At 61.5% G+C, this 16,204-nt stretch carries 15 protein-coding genes; 6 read left to right on the top strand and 9 right to left on the bottom strand.

All coding sequences use genetic code 11. The annotated features are described in order from the left end of the window. Window positions 1–7: 7 nt before the first annotated feature. Genes VJV58_RS11525 through VJV58_RS11515 form a run of 3 tightly spaced genes read right to left on the bottom strand, consistent with a single transcriptional unit; the run spans window position 8 to window position 2,610 of the window. Entirely contained in the window at window positions 8–838 is an 831-nt protein-coding gene (locus VJV58_RS11525; protein WP_324137471.1) for an enoyl-CoA hydratase, read from the bottom strand. Between the two features lie 46 nt (window positions 839–884). Continuing rightward, window positions 885–1,586 (bottom strand): SDR family NAD(P)-dependent oxidoreductase, encoded by a 702-nt coding sequence (locus VJV58_RS11520; protein ID WP_324137470.1) that lies wholly within the window; start codon window positions 1,584–1,586, stop codon window positions 885–887. Between the two features lie 16 nt (window positions 1,587–1,602). After that, the gene (locus VJV58_RS11515; protein WP_324137469.1) at window positions 1,603–2,610 is read right to left on the bottom strand and encodes a glutathione S-transferase family protein; all 1,008 of its coding nucleotides are present in this window, start codon (window positions 2,608–2,610) and stop codon (window positions 1,603–1,605) included. A gap of 100 nt (window positions 2,611–2,710) precedes the next feature. On the opposite strand from VJV58_RS11515, the gene VJV58_RS11510 reads away from it, so the two are divergent. Together VJV58_RS11510 and VJV58_RS11505 are read left to right on the top strand one after the other, a co-directional pair. Next, complete coding sequence (locus VJV58_RS11510) at window positions 2,711–4,486, top strand: acyl-CoA dehydrogenase family protein (protein ID WP_324137468.1); 1,776 nt, start codon at window positions 2,711–2,713, stop codon at window positions 4,484–4,486. 52 nt (window positions 4,487–4,538) lie between these two features. Then, window positions 4,539–5,627 (top strand): Zn-dependent alcohol dehydrogenase, encoded by a 1,089-nt coding sequence (locus VJV58_RS11505; protein WP_324137467.1) that lies wholly within the window; start codon window positions 4,539–4,541, stop codon window positions 5,625–5,627. Between the two features lie 51 nt (window positions 5,628–5,678). Here the strand turns inward: VJV58_RS11505 and VJV58_RS11500 are convergent, their stop codons facing one another. From VJV58_RS11500 to VJV58_RS11475, 6 genes are all read right to left on the bottom strand, one after another. Next, a complete protein-coding gene (locus VJV58_RS11500) occupies window positions 5,679–6,032 on the bottom strand; it encodes a nuclear transport factor 2 family protein (RefSeq protein ID WP_324137466.1) in 354 nt (117 codons plus the stop codon). Window positions 6,033–6,070: 38 nt separating this feature from the next. Continuing rightward, window positions 6,071–7,543, bottom strand: a complete 1,473-nt coding sequence (locus VJV58_RS11495; RefSeq protein WP_324137465.1) for an amidase — start codon at window positions 7,541–7,543, stop codon at window positions 6,071–6,073. Between the two features lie 176 nt (window positions 7,544–7,719). Continuing rightward, entirely contained in the window at window positions 7,720–8,691 is a 972-nt protein-coding gene (gene mbfA, locus VJV58_RS11490; protein WP_324137464.1) for an iron exporter MbfA, read from the bottom strand. A gap of 63 nt (window positions 8,692–8,754) precedes the next feature. Further along, window positions 8,755–9,918 (bottom strand): alpha/beta hydrolase, encoded by a 1,164-nt coding sequence (locus VJV58_RS11485; RefSeq protein ID WP_324137463.1) that lies wholly within the window; start codon window positions 9,916–9,918, stop codon window positions 8,755–8,757. Window positions 9,919–9,955: 37 nt separating this feature from the next. Further along, entirely contained in the window at window positions 9,956–11,503 is a 1,548-nt protein-coding gene (locus tag VJV58_RS11480) for an acyl-CoA synthetase (RefSeq protein ID WP_324137462.1), read from the bottom strand. 85 nt (window positions 11,504–11,588) lie between these two features. Beyond that, the gene (locus VJV58_RS11475; RefSeq protein ID WP_324137461.1) at window positions 11,589–12,761 is read right to left on the bottom strand and encodes an acetyl-CoA C-acetyltransferase; all 1,173 of its coding nucleotides are present in this window, start codon (window positions 12,759–12,761) and stop codon (window positions 11,589–11,591) included. 147 nt (window positions 12,762–12,908) lie between these two features. Between VJV58_RS11475 and VJV58_RS11470 the strand changes: the two genes are divergently transcribed. From VJV58_RS11470 to VJV58_RS11455, 4 genes are all read left to right on the top strand, one after another. After that, window positions 12,909–13,583, top strand: coding sequence for a TetR family transcriptional regulator (locus VJV58_RS11470; RefSeq protein WP_324137460.1), 675 nt, complete (start codon window positions 12,909–12,911; stop codon window positions 13,581–13,583). 61 nt (window positions 13,584–13,644) lie between these two features. Beyond that, window positions 13,645–14,403 carry an SDR family NAD(P)-dependent oxidoreductase gene (locus VJV58_RS11465; protein WP_324137459.1) on the top strand — a complete coding sequence of 253 codons (759 nt, stop codon included), beginning with the start codon at window positions 13,645–13,647 and terminating at the stop codon, window positions 14,401–14,403. 57 nt (window positions 14,404–14,460) lie between these two features. Beyond that, window positions 14,461–15,267 (top strand): enoyl-CoA hydratase/isomerase family protein, encoded by an 807-nt coding sequence (locus VJV58_RS11460; protein ID WP_324137507.1) that lies wholly within the window; start codon window positions 14,461–14,463, stop codon window positions 15,265–15,267. Window positions 15,268–15,314: 47 nt separating this feature from the next. After that, window positions 15,315–16,204: AMP-binding protein (locus VJV58_RS11455; RefSeq protein ID WP_324137458.1), on the top strand; the 890-nt coding region annotated here is incomplete at its 3' end.

Genomic DNA, 16,204 nt, shown 5'->3' with positions numbered 1-16,204 from the left:
TGCGACATTACTTCCCCCCGAACACTGCCGATCGCTTTTCGATAAACGCCTGCACGGCCTCGCGGTGATCAGCCGTCATGGTGGTGCGGATCAGCCGTTCGGCTTCGTGGTCGCGCGCCGTCGCGAAATCGAACAGCAGAGCCTCGTCAAGGTTGTCCTTCATATAGCGGAGCGCAATGGCCGGACCGTCGGCCATCGATTTCGCCAGGGCAAACGCTTCCTGCTGCAGTTTCGCGTCAGGAACCACGCGGTTGACGAGGCCGATCGCTTCGCACCGTGCAGCGTCCACCTTCTCGGCCGTGAACATCAGCTCGCGCGCCCGCGCGGTGCCGACCAGCCGCGTCAACAGCCAGGCGATGCCATAGTCGCCGCTCAAGCCCACCCGCAGATAGCCGGTTGAAACGAACGCCGATTGCGCCGCGATGCGAATGTCGCACGCCATGGCAATCGCGAGGCCGGCGCCGACCGCGGGACCGGGGAGAGCGGCAATGGTCGGCTTGCGCACTGAGATCAGCGCGCCCGTCAATAGCCGCTGACGTTCCTGCAAATCTGCGACCTTCTCGTCAAAGGACATTTCCAGCTTTTTCTTGTCGCGGTGCGCGCCCATGCCCTTGATGTTGCCGCCGGCGCAAAAGGCCGCGCCAGCGCCGGTAATTAGCAGCGCGCCGACCTCGGGGTTCTCGCCGCAGTTCTTGATCATCGCGCGCAACGCCGGGGTGAGATCATCAGACAGTGCATTGCGGACAGCCGGGCGATTGAGCGTGATGACGGCAACGCGCTCGCGGATCGCGCACAGTAATTCATCCGTCCCCGTATCGATGGTGATTTCGGTTCTCACGTCATATCCCCCAACTTCTTCTTTGCTCCACGGCGTAATGGCGGTTTTAAAATTTCTCCACCCAGGGCCGCAGTTCGAGCTCCCAGCTCCATGCGCTGCGCGGCTGTTGCAGCACGTTCCAATAGCTCAAGGCAATGGCGTCGGGATCGAGCATCGAATCCGGACGCTCGGCAGGCTCGACGCGGGCCGCGCTACGAATACCGCCGTCGATAATGAAGTGCGCGACGTGAATGCCTTGCGGCGACAGCTCGCGCGCCATGCTCTGCGCCAGGCCGCGTAACGCGAACTTCCCCATCGCGAACGGCGCGGATTGCGGATAGCCCTTGACGCTGGCCGAAGCCCCCGTGAACAGGATGGCGCCGTGCTGTTGCGGCAGCATCCGTCCCACCGCCTGCTGTGCCACTAGAAAACCTCCGAACGCGCTGACGGCGATCGATCGCGCGACCTCAGCGGGCACCAGATCGGCAAACGCGCCGCGCGCCCGCGCGCTAGCGTTATAGACAACCACGTCGGGCGCACCGATCTCGCGCTCGACCATGCCGAACAGGCGCTCGACGTCCTCAGCTTCGGTCGCATCGCAGGTAAACGCACGAGCATCTGTTTCCGCGCAGAGCGCGCCAAGCTTCTCAATGCTTCGTGCAGCCAGCGCGACGCGAATGCCCTCGCGTGCAAACAACCGCGTCAGCGACGCGCTCAACCCTTCACCTGCGCCGACGATCAGTGCGATGTTGTATTTGGGGATTTCCACGTGCCTTCTTCCCTTCTCAATGATTTAATCCGCGCAATCCGGCCAGACACCCTGCCGATTCCAGCACCGGATCGAGCGCCGTCTTGTCGGGAGCCGCGGCATATTTCTCGCGCAGCATATGTAGCGAACGCGCATGATATTTTTGCGGCTTCTGAGTCCAGACTTTGCCGCCTATGCTGACGCTGAATTGTTCCTGCTGCTCGGTCAGTGCGGTTTCGTTGGCGCATGTCCACGGCATGAACAATCGTCCGACCTGGTCGGTCAGGATCGGCATCAAAGTTGGCGCCAGGCTGGGCCAAGTTTCGAACGTGCCTTCCGCTTTGGGCCAGAGCATCCGATGCACCCAATCCAACACATTCGGCGCGCCTGCGCCGATCAACGCGCCCGTGGTCGGATCAGTCCACATTTCATAGATTTGCCCCCACAGGCCGAAATCACCAAATGCCGGCCGTGCGCCGAACAAATAAGGGCGGGTCGCGAGATGCCGGTCGAGCATGCTGAGCATGTCCACGAAACCGGCCTCGATCTGCGGCGCAGTCACCGCATTCGATCCGACGAACCATAACCGGTCAACCATTCGGGCCCGAACTTGAGCGGCGAGCGCGGCGTGCTTGTTCTCGTCCACCTTTGCGCCTCGCATTCGCGCGATTCGACCCGCGGAACTGATCTGATCGACATCGCGCGTCCAGCGATAGTGAAACATCCACTTATTGCCCCACTCGTCGCCGAATTCCTCGATCAAGACCGAAATGAAGCTCGCGACCGGGTCGTCGGGATGCACTGACGGCAAAGGATAGATCTTTTCCATCGAGTCCATGATAGGCGTGGAGTCCTGAATGCCAGTGCCCTCCGGCGTCACCACCAGCGGGATGATCGGCACCTTGGCGTATTTCTCGAATTCCGCCTGGCTCTCCGCGTTGCGCAAAACCCATTGATGCGGGATGGCTTTGTAGCGAAAATACGAACGCACTTTGACGGAATAGGGGGACATCTCGGCGCCGATGATGCGATAATATTCCGCCATGCGGTTCCTCCGAGGCTCGTGTGTACCGCTCTCGCCAGCTTGGTGCTGACAAGATCTATATCATCTAAAATCGCGGGCGCGGAACGAACAAGAGTTTCAAATGCATCAACGAACCAGGCAAGAGCAGGCGATCGCTAATTCCGGACTACTGGCGCCGGATACATCAGGCATGAATTTCTACCGCGCCGATCCGGCGCTGGCCGACCTGCTTCGCATTCATCTGCCGGACCCGCTATTTCGCCATATCGAGCCGCATCTGGATCGTCTCGGGGCGCTCGCCGGCGGGCATCTTGATGAATGCGCGCGGCTTGCCGACCGGCACGTGCCGGTGTTGCACCAGCGTGACCGCTTCGGGCGCGATGCGCAGTGGATCGAATATCATCCCGCCTATCGCGAGCTGGAGCGCGCCGCGTTCGGCGAGTTCGGCATTCACGCGATGTCGCTTCGCAAGGGCATCATGGGATGGCCGCAGCCGTACCCGGTGGTGGCCAAGCACGCGTTTACGTTTTTATTCAACCAGGCTGAATTCGGCCTGGGTTGCCCGATCAATGTCACCGACGGCTGCGCCAAGCTGCTGGCCAAATTCGGCAGCACGGATTTGCAGGCGAAATATCTGGACGGCCTTACCCAAACCGACATGAGCAAGCTGACCCAGGGCGGCCAGTTCATGACAGAAAAGGAAGGCGGCTCCGACGTCGGGACGCTGACGACAACTGCCGTGCAGGAGGGTGATCACTGGCGGTTGACCGGCGAAAAATGGTTCTGCTCAAATGCCGACGCCGAAATTGTGATGCTGCTGGCGCGGCCGGAAGGCGCGCCCGGCGGCACGCGCGGTGTCGGGCTGTTTTTGATGCCACGCCGTCTCGACGACGGCTCGCCCAATCACTATCGGATCGTTCGCCTGAAGGACAAGCTCGGCACCCGCTCGATGGCTTCGGGCGAGATCAAGCTGGAGGGCGCGATCGCCTATGCGGTCGGAAATCTCGATCGAGGGTTTGTGCAGATGGCCGAGATGGTCAACTCATCGCGGCTTTCGAACGGCGTCAAATCCACCGCGTTGATGCGTCGCGCGCATCACGATGCGCTTACGGTTGCGAGAAGTCGCGTCGTGTTCGGCCGGCGCATTATCGACCTGCCACTGGCGCGTCGGCAATTGATGAAGATCATGCTTGCGACCGAGCAGGCGCTGTCGATGAGCTTCGTGACCGCGGACGCGCTCGATCGGGCCGAGGCCGGCAGCCAGGATGCGGCCGCGCTGTTGCGGATTCTGACGCCGACCCTGAAATTCCGCGCGACCCGGGATGCGCGCAAAGTCTGCGGCGATGCGCTGGAGATGCGCGGAGGCATCGGTTACATCGAGGAATTCGCCACCGCCCGGCTGCTGCGCGATGCCCACCTCGGCTCTATATGGGAAGGCACCGGCAATATCGTCGCGATCGACGCCTTGCAGCGGGCGGTCGGCCGTCATGGAGCCGATGCCGCGCTGGCCGCCGACTTGCATTCTCGGCTCGACGAAAGTGCCGATATTCCGCAACCCTGGCGCAACCGACTGCACGATCTGACCGATCGCGCCATCGGCTTCGCGCGCGAGGTGGCCGGCCGCATCGATAATGAGGTCGAGGTGCGGCGTGCGACCAGCCTGCTTTATCATGTCGCGAGCGCCGTGGCGCTGACTTGGGAAGGCGGTCGCATTTACCAGATGCGCGGTGATGCCCGACGACTGCTGCTGTCGCGCTTGGTGATCGATCACCGCTTACAGGGGGCCGATCCATTCCGATTAACCGACGGTGCAGCGGAGCGGGCGATTGCCGATCATTTGCTGGGCGAGCGTCCCGTCGGCATGGCCGAGGTTGGCGAATTGCTCGCGCCGGCGTAGGTTTGCCCCACGAGAAACAACAACCAACAAAGTAAAAGTAAGGGAGTATTCGATGAAGGCCGCCGTCCTGCACGAAGTCAACAAGCCACTGGTGATCGAGGACGTCAGCCTGCAGAAGCCCGGACCCCGCGAGGTCCTGATCCGTACCTCGGTCGCCGGTCTCTGTCATTCCGATCTGCATTTCATGGAAGGACTGTATCCGCATCCATTGCCCGCGGTACTCGGTCACGAATCCGCCGGCGTCGTCGAACAGGTCGGCTCGGATGTGACTTATGTCAAACCCGGCGACCATGTCGTGACCTGCCTCTCGGTATTCTGCGGCACCTGCGACAATTGCACCACGGGGCGTCCGGTACTCTGCACCGATACAACCGTGAAGATGCTGCCGGGCGCCTCGAACCGGCTGTCATGGGCGCGTTCGGAGAAGCTCAACCAGTTCCTAAATCTCTCGTCGTTCGCCGAGCAGATGCTGGTGCACGAGAACGCCATCGTCAAAATCCGCAAGGACATGCCGCTTGATCTTGCGGCGTTGATCGGTTGCGGCGTCATCACCGGATACGGGGCGGTCGTGAACACCGCCAAGGTCGCGCCCGGCGAGAGCGTGGTCGTGATCGGCTGCGGTGGCGTTGGCATGGCGGCGATCAACGGCGCGCAGATCGCCGGTGCCGGCCGCATCATCGCGGTCGATACCAATCCCGCGAAGCTTCAATTGGCGACAAAACTCGGAGCCACCGATATCGTCGACCCCCGCAATGGCGATGTGGTGCAGCAGGTACGTGATCTCACCAATGGCGGCGTGCATCACTCATTCGAAGTGCTGGGCCGCAAGGAGACCGCGGAACAGGCGTTCGCGATGCTCGCTCCCGGAGGTACCACGACGATCGTCGGCATGATCCCATTCGGCCAGAAAATCGAGCTGCACGGCTTCGATTTTCTCAGGGAGCGCAAGATTCAGGGCTCGTCGATGGGCTCGAACCATTTCCGCGTCGACATGCCGCGGCTGGTCGAATTCTACATGCGCGGGCGGCTGCACCTGGAAGACTGGATATCGGCGAAGCTTAAGCTGTCGGAAATCAACGAGGGCTTTGCCGCGATGAAGGCCGGCAAGACGGTGCGCAGCGTGATCATGTTTGAGGCCTGAGGGTTTCTGCTTGTCGGCTCGCGGCAAGGATAGATAGCGGCTGATCCGAAGCTACCGCGACACGTGTGCCGATACCGCGAGCCAGCGTCCGTTTTGTCGCGCCCACACGTCAGTGTACCGGCCGGAAGCCTGTTGACCGTCCGGCATGGTGTAGCTGGTGCGCGCATGGATGATGGCGAAGTCACCCATCAGACGAATCTTGACGTCGTGCGCTTCCAGGTTCCTGATCGTCACCGGAACGGCGGTTTGCTTCAGAAAGCCGGCGCGATCGACCAGCGATCTGTCCGGATTCGAGCAATAAAAGTCCTCAGCGAGGATTTCATCGAAACGCTTCACGTCCGAATTCTGGACGGAGCTGACGTAATCGCGGTTCAGGCTGGTCAATTCGGCAATGTCGTTTCTCATCGCTTTTGCTCCGCGAACCTAACTCCTTATGTCGACATTCAGTCATCGAACGTCGGTGGCGGCACGAAGCCGCCGAATTCGCGCTCTATCAACTCGGCTAATTTCAGCGGGGTACGATCTTCCAGCCACGGTCCGACGATTTGCACGCCGACCGGCAAGCCCTCCGGCGAAAGCCCGATCGGAATAGCGGTCGCCGGCAGCCCGGGCAGTGTTGCGATGCCGGGCCAGGCGAGCTGATCGGGATAGACGTAATCCTTGCCGTCAATGTTGATGCGGCGAGTTTCCTGGTCCTCCGAATGATCATGCGGGTAGGCCGGCGTCGGCATCACGGGGCAGATCACCGCGTCGAAAGTCCTGAACAGCTCGCGCCATTGCGCGCGCAGGCGCGTGCGTGCGCCATCGGCAATCAACCAGTCCCGGTGACTGAGTACGGTGCCGCGCAGGCGCTCGGCGGCCAGAGTGTTATTATCGGGCGCGAGCTTTTCGGCCTCTGCCCTGGAACGCTCATAACTTTCGGCCGCGAAAGATGCTGACAGGAACGACATCAGCATCCGCATGTAGAGTCGCGTCGAGGCCGCGAAGTCGGGCAGTAGCGCACTCTCACGCATCATGTTGACGCCTGCCTTGTCCAGATTGGCCGCAAGCTTGTCGATTGCGTTTCGCACGCTTGCTGCTGTCGGCAGCACGGGATCGGTATCGATCAGCAGCACGCGAAAATCTTTCAACTGATCATGACGGGACGGCGGCAGCGCAAGCTTGTAGGCTTTGCCGGCTTCGATCGGGTCCGGTCCGGCAATTACGTCGAGCAGTAGCGAAAGATCAGCGGCGCTGCGCGCCATCGGCCCGATCACGGATAGATCGCGATCGAACGGCAGTGCTGGCAAAGGCGGCGGGATGTGGCCGCGCGAGGGTACCAACGCGAACGTCGGCTTGTGGGCATAAACGCCACAATGAAACGCGGGCACTCGTAGCGAGCCGCCGATGTCCGAGCCGAGCGAAAGCGCGCCATAACCCGCCGCGAGCGCTGCCGAGGATCCGCCGGAAGAACCGCCCGGCGTGCGGCCGAGATCGTATGGATTGTTGGTGGTGCCGTAGATATCGTTGTAGCTCTGCCAGTCGCCCAGCCCGAGCGGTACATTGGTCTTGCCGAGAATCACGCCGCCCGCTTCCTTGACGCGGGAAATTGACAGAGCATCTTCAGCAGGAGTGAATGATTTTTGCGCTGGATAACCCCAGGTGGTGGGCAGCCCAGCGACGTTGTAGGATTCCTTTACCGTCATGGGAATTCCGAGCAGCGGCGTTCTATCGCCACTGGCGCGCGCGGCATCGGCGGCGCGTGCCGCTTCCAGAGCACGGGCGAAATCACGGACACACACCGCGTTGATCTTGCCGTCGTGACGTTCAATGCGGCCGATCGCCTCCTGCGCCAGCTCAACGGCGGACACTTTCCTTGCAGCAAGTGCTGCTGATAATTCGGTGGCCGTCTTGAAGCTCCATCTCGATTTACTCAAGGCTTACTCCCGATACGTTCCAAAGACCTGGCAAATGATGCTCCGTTCCGGTGACCGCCGCTAGACTGCTATTGCGCTTGCGGATCACTAGCCCGGCAGTATTCGTTCTCGTGAAATGCTTCGTGCCGCAGTCTCCTCGGCTTTGGCTGTAGCACAGGGCTTTTTCATCGGCACAGCTATGCCGCGCCAATGAGAATGCCGACGGCGAGCACGATCGCGCCGCCGAGCACGATTTGAAACACAGCGTGCAGGAAGGGCGTATCCATGTATCGCGCGCGAATATAAGCGATGGCCCATAGTTCGAAGAACACCACGATGCCGGCAATCGCGGTCGCGACCCAGAACGCGTTAGCCCAGCTATCCGGCACCAGATAGGGCATGGTGTGGCCGAGCCCACCGACGGTGGTCATCAGGCCGCAGGTTAATCCGCGCAGCCACGGCGAACCACGGCCGGTCAACGATCCATCGTCCGACAAAGCTTCGGCAAATCCCATGCTGATGCCCGCGCCGATCGAGGCCGCAAGGCCGACCAGAAAGGTCTGCCAGTTGTGGTGGGTTGCAAAGGCGGCAGCAAACAGCGGCGCAAGTGTCGAGACCGAGCCGTCCATCAGTCCCGCGAGACCGGGTTGCACATACTGCAGCACGAAGACGCGCCGGCGCGTTTTGTCCTCTGCTGCGCGCACGTCGGGGCTGAGGATCTTGTCCGTCAATCTCGCTGCGATGTTTTCGTGGCCTTTTTCCGCTTCGGCGAGATCTCCGAGTAGCCGGCGGACGCCGACATCCTGGGTGTGTTCAGCAGCTTTCACATAGAAGCGCTCGGCCTCGAACTCCATCGTCGCGGCCTCCTTGCGGATCGCATCGAGCGACAGGTTCTTGGTCAGCCAGATGGGGCGGCGCCGCAAAAATCCTTTGACGTTTTCCCGGCGTATTGGCGGAAGATTGCTGCCGAAGCGCTTTTGGTACATCTCCAGCAGCATGTGGCGGTGGCTCTTTTCTTCCTCCGCCATTTCCTCGAAAATTTTGGCCGATTCCGGATAGCGTTCCGCCAGGTCTTCAGCGAAGCTCATGTAGATGCGGCTGTCTTCCTCCTCGGCGGAGATTGCGACGGCCAGCACTTCGCGCTCGCTCAGATCGGCAAAATTCTTCATCAGCGGATTCCCAGATCAAGTTTAGAATCGTTCTAAACGATATAGAGGGATCGCTGGACGCGGTCAAATTACCTGAGCGGTCGCGTGTTTGAGGAAGTCGAACAGCAGGCCGGTGACCTGGTCCGGCTGTTCCTGCTGTACCCAGTGCCCGGCGCCATCGATGAGGTGACAACCCAGCATCCTGGTGCAGGCGCGTTGCTGCATGGCCTCATAGACGCCCGCGCGCTGGTAGGTTCCCCAGTCCTGCCTGCCCGCAATGAAACAAGATGGCACGTCGATGGTGCGGCCCGACCAGGTTTCGAGTTCAGGCGTGAACGCGGCCGAGGTGCCGCAGCGATACCATTGCAGGCCGCCCTGGAATCCTGTCCGCATGTATTCGGCACTGTAAAAAGAGAGCTCGCTATCGGGCAGCCATTTATTGGCGCTGATGCTCTCAGCCGAAGGCATTTCCTCGGCGACCGTCTCCGCCATGTTCCTGGTGAAGTCCATCACGTAGTAGGTCGGCAACTTGGCTAGTTCGTTCGCGGTCCATGATTTCAGCGGATATGGCCGGTTATCTTTCCAGTCCGCGCTCTTGTGGTGATAATAGGCGCGCAAAAAATCGTGCACGCCTTGCGGCGCTCCGTGCATATCCGCATTGGCCTCGCGCGTGGAATAGTACCACTGGTAATGTTTGCGCGGACGGGGCAATGCGGCGAGTTCGCGATGTACGGGATCGTCGCGCCTCGGCCTCGGCACCGCGTTCGCCGTATCGAACGGCAGCGACGGCGGTCCGGCGAACGGCGCGCTCATCAGCACCACGGATAGAAAGACATCCGGCCGAACCAGCGCGCACCACGCCGCCACCGATGAGCCGAAATCATGCCCCACCACCGCGTCGACATTGCGATAGCCGAAGGCCGACACCAGCCCCAGCGCGTCGCGCACCAGATTGAGCAGCCGGAATGAACTGAGGTCGCCGTCGTAAGCGCCGTCCCAACCAGTGGTGCGGCCATAGCCGCGCTGATCCGGCGCGATCACGTGATAGCCGGCGCTGGCCAGCGCGGGCATCACCTTGCGCCAGCTAAAGGCAAGTTCGGGAAACCCATGCAGCAGCAGTATGCAGGGGCGGCCGGGTGTCTCGTATCCGGCCTCGAGCACGTGCATGCGCAACCCGTTGATGTCTTCGACGAAGCGCGAACGGATGTTGGGGGAAAGCGGAATATCCGGAAGAGCAATTTGGTCCATGACAGTCGTCCCCCAGGCGCGTGGCGTCAGGCCAGCGTCACGATACTCGCGCTGCCGCTTTGGGCCAGTACCGGTCGCGCAGATGCCGCTTGACCAGCTTGCCGGTCGGCGTGCGCGGCAACTCGGGCTCGAAGTCGATGCTCCTGGGGCATTTGATCGGCGACAGGTGCTTGCGGCAAAACAGGATCAGCTCGGCTTCCAGCTCCTTGCCGGCTTTTGACATCTCGTGGGGCTGCACGACCGCCTTGACCTCTTCGCCCATCTCTTCGTTTGGCACTCCGAACACCGCAACATCGGCGACGCCCGGATGGGTGATCAGCACGTCCTCGGTTTCCTGCGGATAGATGTTCACCCCGCCGGAAATGATCATGTAGGATTTGCGGTCCGTCAGATAAAGAAAGCCTTCATTGTCGACGTAGCCGACGTCACCAAGCGTCGACCAGCCTTTGGCGTTGTAGGCGCGCTTCGTCTTCTCGGGATCGTTGTGATAGGAGAACACCGGCGCATCCGCAAAGTACACCGTACCGATCTGGCCGGTGGGTAATTCCTGATCGTCGTCATCGAGAATTTTGATTTTGCCGACCACGGCCCGGCCGACCGTGCCCCGATGCGTCAGCCATTGCTGCGAAGTCGAAACGGTGACGCCGTTGCCTTCCGAGCCGGCGTAATATTCGATCAGGATCGGTCCCCACCATTCGATCATCCTTGCCTTGACCTCAATGGGGCACGGCGCGGCCGCATGTATCGCCCCTTTCAAGGACGATACGTCGTACCGCTTGCGTAGCTCTTCCGGCAGCTTCAGCATGCGCACGAACATGGTCGGCACCAGTTGCGACTGGGTCACCTTGTGCTTCTCGATTAGCTTCAGAAATTCCTCTGCGTCGAATGTTTCCATGATGATGGACGTGCCCCCAAGCGTGATCGCCATCATGTTGAAGCGCAGCGGAGCCGCGTGATAGAGCGGCGCCGGCGAAAGATAGATGCTGTCGGCGTTCATTCCGCACATCTTCTCGCAAAGAATTCGCAAGAACGGATTCGGCCGATCAATCGGATTATGCTCGGACTCGCGCTTGATGCCCTTGGGCCGGCCGGTCGTGCCCGACGAGTACAGCATGTCGTATCCGGCTTCTTCGTCGGGGATTGGCGTGGCCGGCTGCTTTGCGAGTTCCTGATCCCAGGAGCGGAAACCCGGCAGCGGCTCATCAACCATGTAGAACAGCGGCGCGCCTGGTTGCTGTGACACAAGCCCCTTGATCTGCTCGGCGCATTTCGGCGAGGTGATGACCGCGCGCGCCCCGCAGTCTTTGACGATGTAGGCGATTTCGTCCTGGGTGAGATAGCGGCTGATCGCGGTGTAATAGAGCCCGGCGCGCTGCGCCGCCCAGCAGATCTCCATGAACGCCAACCGGTTCTCCATGAGGAACGCGATGTGATCGCCAGCCTTCAGGCCGAGCGATCGGAGCAAATGCGCGCCCTGGTTCGACAATTCATCGAGTTCTCGATAGGTGATCGCTTTACCGCTGCCCGCCATCTGGTAGGCAATTTTGTTCGGGCTAGTCCGCGCATGGATCGATGGATGCGTCATCGCGATGTCCGGGAAGTCAACGTAACGGTCGCTGCGAATGCAGCGACGGTCGTCGTCTGGTCGCCACGATGGTGGCTTTAAGATTCTAAAGCCGCTCCACGATCGTCACATTGGCCATGCCGCCGCCTTCGCACATGGTCTGCAGACCGTAGCGCTTATTGCGCTGCTTGAGCGCATTGATCAGGGTCGTCATCAGCTTGGTGCCGGAGCCGCCGAGCGGATGACCGAGCGCGATGGCACCGCCGTTGACGTTCAGCCGCGCCGGATCGGCGCCGGTCGTCTTCAGCCAAGCTGTCGGGACGGAGGCAAACGCTTCGTTGACCTCGAACAGGTCGACGTCGTCGATCGACATGCCGGCCTTTTTGAGGGCGCGCTCGGTCGCATGCAAAGGCGCGTCGAGCATGATCACGGGGTCACCGCCCATCATGGTCATATGGTGGATCCGCGCCATCGGTTTGACACCGAGCGACTTCAGGCCCTTTTCGTTGACGACGACCACGCCGGAGGCGCCGTCGCAGATCTGGCTGGCGCTGGCGGCGGTCAGCTTGCCGTTTTCAGCGATCAACTTGACGCCCTTGATGCCGTCGAGGGTGACATCGAAGCGAATGCCCTCGTCGATATGATGAGTATCGGTCGAACCGTCGGCGCGCGTGATCTGCAGCGGGATGATTTCATCCTTGAACTTGCCGGCCTGTGTCGCGGCGATCGCGCGCTGATGGCTATTGTAGGAGTATTCGTCGAGTTCATCCTTCGACAGCCCATACTTTTCGGCCATCATCTCCGCGCCGGTGAACTGGCTGAACACGATATTGGGATATCGCTTTTCGATGTTCGGACTCTTGTAGGTGCCAAAGCCGTTCTTGGCCGGCAGTTGCGACGCCAGCCCCATCGGCACCCGCGTCATCGACTCGACGCCCGCGGCGATCACGCAATCCATGGTTCCGGACATCACCGCTTGTGCCGCGAAATGCAGCGCCTGCTGCGACGATCCGCACTGGCGATCGACCGAAGTGCCGGGCACGCTCTCCGGCAGTTTCGATGCCATGATGGCGTTGCGCGCGACATTGTTGGACTGCTCGCCGGTCTGCATCACGCAGCCCATGATCACGTCTTCGATCTGGTCAGGCGCGGCGCCCGCGCGGTCGACCAATGCATTCAGCACGGAAGCGGCGAGATCGGCCGGATGCCAGCCGGCGAGACGTCCTCCCTTCCGGCCCCCTGCGGTGCGCGCGGCGGCGACGATGTATGCCTCGGCCATGACTCGTACTCCCTGGTCTTGGGCTGCTGTTGGGATGATGGCCGGATATAAGGGGCCTCGGAGGATTTAGTCAATCAATCAATTAACTCTTGAGCGCGGCCCTCGCATCGGCTTATGTGCGCGGCGCATTCCTCCGTTGGGTACCTCATGACGTCCCAGTTAAACGCCAGCCTGTCGACCAGACTTCCGGGCGGAAAAAATACCACCGCCGAAAGACTTCTCGTCGCGGCGAGCGAACTGATGATCGAGCGTTCCTCGATCGAGGTGTCGCTGAGCGACATCGCGCAGAAATCCGGCGTCAATGCCGCGCTGGTCAAATACCATTTCGGCAACAAGGATGGTCTGCTGCTCGCGCTGTTGGCCCGCGACGCCGCGACCGAGATGACGCAACTCGAATACCTGCTGGCGCAGCCGATCACGCCGACGGCGAAACTGAGGTTGCACATAGCCGGGATTATCCGGGCCTATCACCAGTTTCCCTACATGAACCGGCTGATCCACTATCTGCTGCACGAAAGCAGCGCGGAGGCGGCCGATGAAGTATCAAAATTCTTTGTCGCGCCCTTGCTCGACTTTCATCGGCGCCTGCTCGCACACGGCATCAAGGCCGGCGAGTTTCGCGATATCGATCCGGTGCTGTTCTACACGAGCCTGATCGGCGCCTGCGATCATCTGTTTTTCGGGCGGCACGCGATGTCGCGCGCCAGCGGCGTCGGACCGGTCACCGACGAGGTTTGCCGCCAATACATCCGGCACATGGAAGCGCTGATCTGCACGGGCATGCTGACGACCGGCGCCGAAAAGACGGCTGCCGTCCCCTGACATTCGCTTCGTTTGAGAGAGTTCACTACACCGGCTAACGCTCACGGAAAGGTTTTACCCCATGCAGTTGAAAGATGTTGCCGTTCTCATCACCGGCGGTGGCTCGGGCCTCGGCGCCGCCACCGCGCGAGCGATGGCTGCAAAGGGCGCCAAGATCGCCGTGCTCGATCAGAGCAACGAGAACGCGGAAAAGGTCGCGGCCGAAGTGAAGGGCGTCGCCGTCGTCGCCGATGTCACTGACGAGGCGCAGGTCAAGTCCGCCATCGCCAATGCAGAGGCCGCGCACGGCATCGCGCGGGTGCTGGTGAACTGCGCTGGCATCGGCGGATCGCAGCGCATCGTCGGCAAGGATGGCGTCTATCCGCTCGCCAAATTCGTGCGCATTATCAACGTCAATCTGATCGGCACGTTCAACGTGCTGCGGCTGTTTTCGGAGCGGCTGGGAACCGAAGCGCCGGTCGGCGAAGAGCGCGGCGTCATCATCAACACCGCCAGCGTCGCCGCTTATGAGGGCCAGATCGGCCAGATCGCGTATTCGGCTTCGAAGGGCGGCGTGGTCGGACTCACGCTGCCGGCGGCGCGCGATCTCGCCAGCCTCAAGATACGCGTCAACACCATTGCGCCCGGCCTGTTCCTGACGCCGTTGTTGATGGGTCTCAACGAGGAGGCGCGCAAGAGCCTCGGCGCGCAGGTGCCGCATCCGGCGAGGCTCGGCGATGCCTCCGAATACGGCAATCTCGCGGTCCACATCGTTGAAAATCCGATGCTCAACGGCGAGACGATCCGGCTCGATGGCGCGATTCGCATGGCGCCGAGATAATTCTGTTCTCATGGACGAACACCAGCGATGGCGAGGATGACGAACGAGGATGCCGGCGTGACGCAACCGCTGCTGATCGAACACCGTGACGGCGTTGACCGGGTGACGCTCAACCGTCCGGACCACCTCAACGCGCTCGATCCTTCGCTGATCGAGGCGCTTAACGGCTATTTCGCTGGACTGCAAAGGGACCGCAGCACGCGCGTCGTCGTGCTGCGGGGTGCCGGCTCCGCGTTTTGCGCCGGGCTCGATCTCAAGCACGCCATGGCGCGCCGCGCGGGACAACAGGAGCCGCCGGGTGTCCAGGAGTCGCTGGACTCGCAGCGCCGGATTGCCGAGATCGTGATGTTGATGCGGCGCTGCCCGCAGCCGATCATCGCACAAGTTCAGGGCGCGGCCGCGGGCGGCGGTTTCGCCCTGGCACTCGCCGCCGACGTTCGCATCGCCAGCAAATCCGCGCGGATGAACTGCGCCTTCATCAAGCTCGGGGTCGGCGGCTGCGACATCGGCAGCAGCTATTTTTTGCCTCGGCTGGTCGGGGTCTCCGTGGCTTCGGAGCTGATCCTTACCGGACGTTTTATCCATGCCGAGCGGGCGCTCGCGGTCGGTCTGGTTTCCGAAGTCGTTGAGGAAGGCCAACTCGACGCCGCCACCGCTCCCTATGTCGATGCGATGATGGCGGCCTCGCCGGTTGCGCTACGGCTTTCGAAGGAATGTCTCAACATCAGTACAGATGCCGGCTCGCTGGAGGCCGTGATTGCGATGGAAGACCGTAACCAGGTGCTGTGCAGCCGCTCAGAAGATTTCAGCGAAGGCATCAGGGCCTTTCTCGAGAAGCGGAAGCCGGTCTATATCAGTCGATAAAAGCTCGTGAACAACGTGCCCGCAAGAGGCCGAGGGATGGAGGCGAGATGAGTGGGAATGCAGCCGCAGTTTTGACCAGGCCGGCCTTTCGCAAAATCGAATGGCTCAAGCGCGATATCGCTGTCGAGCGGCGGCCGGACGGTGTCATCGTTCTGCAGTCGCGAATTCCACTGAAGCCCTATGAGAAGCACATTCCCGCGTCGCTGGCGAAATGGGCCAACCAAGCGCCCGAGCGCGTCTGGCTGGCCCAGCGCGCCGGCGCCGACCGGCGGTGGCGTAAGCTGACCTACGGCGAGGCCAAGCGCAGTGTCGATGCGCTGACCCAGGCGCTTCTCGATCTGAGAGTTGAGTCCGGCAGGCCCGTTGCGATCCTGTCCGGCAATTCCATCGAGCACGCGCTGATGACGCAGGCGGCGATGCAGGCGCGCCTTCCCGCAGCCCCAGTCTCGCCGGCCTATTCGTTGATAAGCCAGGATCACCTCAAGCTGAAATACCTGTTCGACCTGATCAAGCCCGCCGTGGTGATGGTGCAGGATGGCCCGAGTTTCGAGAAGGCGTTAAGGGCGCTCGATCTGAATGGGGTGACGGTGGTCCACGTCGCGCGGCCGTGCGAAAGCATCAAAAGCGTCGCGTTCGACGAGCTGGCGGCAACGCCGGTCACGCATGAGGTAGAACGTTCGATCGCGCAGATCACGCCGGACACCGTCGGCAAGCTGCTGTTCACGTCGGGTTCGACCGGTATGCCCAAGGCCGTCATCAATACCCAACGCATGATGTGCGCGAATGCCGCGATGATGATGCAGGTGCGGCCGCGCGACCCCAACGCGCCGCAAGCGACTTATCTCGACTGGATGCCGTGGAATCATACGATGGGCGGCAATGCGCTGTTCAACCCGGTGCTGACCGAGGGCGGCACGCTTTATATCGATGATGGTCG

It is taken from the genome of Bradyrhizobium sp., assembly GCF_035273305.1.
Taxonomy (GTDB): Bacteria; Pseudomonadota; Alphaproteobacteria; order Rhizobiales; family Xanthobacteraceae; genus Bradyrhizobium.
The sequence above is the reverse complement of the archived record's forward strand: the minus strand, read 5'-3'. Positions and strand labels throughout refer to the sequence as shown.

Bases quoted from the DNA above. Each gene is read 5' to 3' on its own strand.
- VJV58_RS11515 (WP_324137469.1), bottom strand. From the start codon at position 2,610: ATGGCGGAATATTATCGCATCATCGGCGCCGAGATGTCCCCCTATTCC.
- VJV58_RS11510 (WP_324137468.1), top strand. From the start codon at position 2,711: ATGCATCAACGAACCAGGCAAGAGCAGGCGATCGCTAATTCCGGACTA.
- VJV58_RS11505 (WP_324137467.1), top strand. From the start codon at position 4,539: ATGAAGGCCGCCGTCCTGCACGAAGTCAACAAGCCACTGGTGATCGAG.
- VJV58_RS11500 (WP_324137466.1), bottom strand. From the start codon at position 6,032: ATGAGAAACGACATTGCCGAATTGACCAGCCTGAACCGCGATTACGTC.
- mbfA (WP_324137464.1), bottom strand. From the start codon at position 8,691: ATGAAGAATTTTGCCGATCTGAGCGAGCGCGAAGTGCTGGCCGTCGCA.
- VJV58_RS11485 (WP_324137463.1), bottom strand. From the start codon at position 9,918: ATGGACCAAATTGCTCTTCCGGATATTCCGCTTTCCCCCAACATCCGT.
- VJV58_RS11480 (WP_324137462.1), bottom strand. From the start codon at position 11,503: ATGACGCATCCATCGATCCATGCGCGGACTAGCCCGAACAAAATTGCC.
- VJV58_RS11475 (WP_324137461.1), bottom strand. From the start codon at position 12,761: ATGGCCGAGGCATACATCGTCGCCGCCGCGCGCACCGCAGGGGGCCGG.
- VJV58_RS11470 (WP_324137460.1), top strand. From the start codon at position 12,909: ATGACGTCCCAGTTAAACGCCAGCCTGTCGACCAGACTTCCGGGCGGA.
- VJV58_RS11465 (WP_324137459.1), top strand. From the start codon at position 13,645: ATGCAGTTGAAAGATGTTGCCGTTCTCATCACCGGCGGTGGCTCGGGC.